Annotated in this window: 2 protein-coding genes; both read right to left on the bottom strand. The window is 64.9% G+C overall.

The window, feature by feature from the left end; all coding sequences use genetic code 11:
• Positions 1-152: 152 nt before the first annotated feature.
• The gene (hisD, locus tag EOD07_RS31335) at positions 153-1442 is read right to left on the bottom strand and encodes a histidinol dehydrogenase (protein ID WP_127238037.1); all 1290 of its coding nucleotides are present in this window, start codon (positions 1440-1442) and stop codon (positions 153-155) included.
• Between the two features lie 65 nt (positions 1443-1507).
• Positions 1508-2281 (bottom strand): substrate-binding domain-containing protein (locus tag EOD07_RS31340; protein ID WP_164772727.1); only part of this gene is annotated, 774 nt, incomplete at its 5' end.

Consider the following 2281-nt stretch of genomic DNA (forward strand, 5'->3'; position numbering starts at 1 on the left):
GTCCTTGGCGATCACGGCATCGGCGTGAAAAGCCCTGGAGACGGTCGAAACAGACATGCCCAGATCGCGCGCCAGATCCTTCACGGTCACGCGGGGCTTGCTGTTCTTGTTGCGGGCGACGATCGACATGAAAACTCCGTTGGCGCGCGGCCTTAGGCCTCGTTGCGACCTCCGTAGCGGCGGACCCGGATGTTGGCCTGCTCGGCATGCCCGTAGAACCCTTCAAGGATACACAGGCGCGAACAGTATTCGCCGATCATGGCGCTCGCTTCGTCGGTCAAGACGCGCTGATAGGTGCAGGTCTTGATGAACTTGCCAACCCACAAACCGCCGGTGTAGCGGGCCGCCTTCTTGGTCGGCAGCGTATGGTTGGTGCCGATGACCTTGTCGCCATAGGCGACGTTGGTGCGCGGCCCCAGGAACAGCGCGCCGTAGTTGCGCATGTTGTTCAGGAAGTAGTCCGGATCGCGCGTCATCACCTGCACGTGCTCGGAGGCGATCCGGTCGGCTTCCGTGACCATCTCCTCGTAGGAATCGCACACGATCACCTCGCCATAGTCGGCCCAGGCCTTGGCGGCGATTTCGGCCGTTGGCAGGGTCTTCAGCTGGCGCTCGACCTCCGCCATGGTGTCGCGGGCGAGCTTTTCCGAATTGGTCAGAAGCACCGCCGGGCTCGTCGGGCCGTGCTCGGCCTGGCCGAGCAGGTCGGTCGCGCAAATCTCGCCGTCGACGCTGTCGTCGGCGATCACCAGCGTCTCCGTCGGGCCGGCGAACAGGTCGATGCCGATGCGGCCGTAGAGCTGGCGCTTGGCCTCGGCGACGAAGGCGTTGCCTGGGCCGACAAGCATGTCGACGCGGCCGATGGTCTCGGTTCCGAGCGCCATGGCCCCGACGGCCTGGATGCCGCCCAGAACGTAGATCTCGTCGGCGCCGCCCATATGCATGGCGGCGACGATGGCGGGATGCGGCCCGCCCTGGAACGGCGGCGCGCAGGCGATGATCTTCTTCACGCCGGCGACCCTTGCGGTGACCACGCTCATATGCGCGGAGGCAACCATCGGATATTTGCCGCCCGGCACGTAGCAGCCGACCGTCTCGACGGGGATGTTCTTATGGCCAAGCACGACCCCCGGCAGCGTTTCCACCTCAAGATCCTGCAGGCAGGCGCGCTGCTTCTCGGCGAAATTGCGCACCTGCGCCTGGGCGAAACGAATGTCCTCCAGATCCCTCGCCGAGACCTTGGCGATGGCCTTTTCTATGTCGCTGTCGCTCAGCCGGAAGCTTGCCGGCGACCACTTGTCGAAACGCTCCGACAGTTCCCGGACGGCGGCGTCGCCCCGTTTTTCGATATCGGCGAGGATCGTCTCGACGGTCGTGCGGACAACCGCGTCGCCCTGGGCGACGGCTTCGGGATCCCTGCCCCGCTTCAGAAAGGTCGGCATTTTCTCATCCTTGTCTTGGGTGGGATGGACGGCAGGATGCCGTCCATCTGTCGCATTGCTGATCGTCAGGGCTTAACCGTCGGCTCGATCTTGGTGAGCTTGTATTCGTCGGCCGGGGCCTTGCAGGACGAGCAGTTGATGCCGGGCGCGTCGGGCGCCTGCTTCACATCCGCCGGCAGCGGCTGGATGGTCGCTCCGGGCGTCGGCTTGCCTTCCAGCGCCGACTGCAGCGACAGTTCCGGCAGAAGCTCGGGATTGAAGACCTCGGTGACGAAGGAAGACGGCACCTTGTCGGTCGGGAAGACGTTGCAGCCGTCGGCGAAGGTATCGCCCTTGCAAGGCTTGACCTGATCGGCAGGCACCCACGGCAGCGGGTACTCGATGTTCATCGGCTTCAGCTCGCGCTTCTTGGTCAGTATCTCCATCATCAGCTTGAAGGCGTAGCCGGAGGTGGCGGGCGGCGAGCCGGCCGAGACGCCCTTGAGGCCCATGCCCTGCATCTTCGGATCGGCCAGGCCGAGGCGGAAGCCATCGGAGTTCTCGCCGGTCATCGGCACCAGCTTGTTGCCCTTGTCGAGCTGCGCCTGGATGGCGCCGTATTCGCCGGCCTGGGCCCAGATGCCGTCGACGTCCGGATGCGCGGCGAGCGCCTTGGCCGTCTCCTGCTGCGTGGTGCGGTCATCCCAGTAGGAATAGTATTCGGCGACCACCTTGATGCCGGGATACTGGCTGAAGATGTGCATGGCGCCGTCGGTGTGGCGCTTGTCCACCGAGTTGCCCGGAACGCCGCGGCTGAGGAAGATGTTGCCCTTGCCGCCGAGGATGTTGACCAGCGCCTG

The sequence above is a fragment of the Mesorhizobium sp. M2C.T.Ca.TU.002.02.1.1 genome (assembly GCF_003997225.1).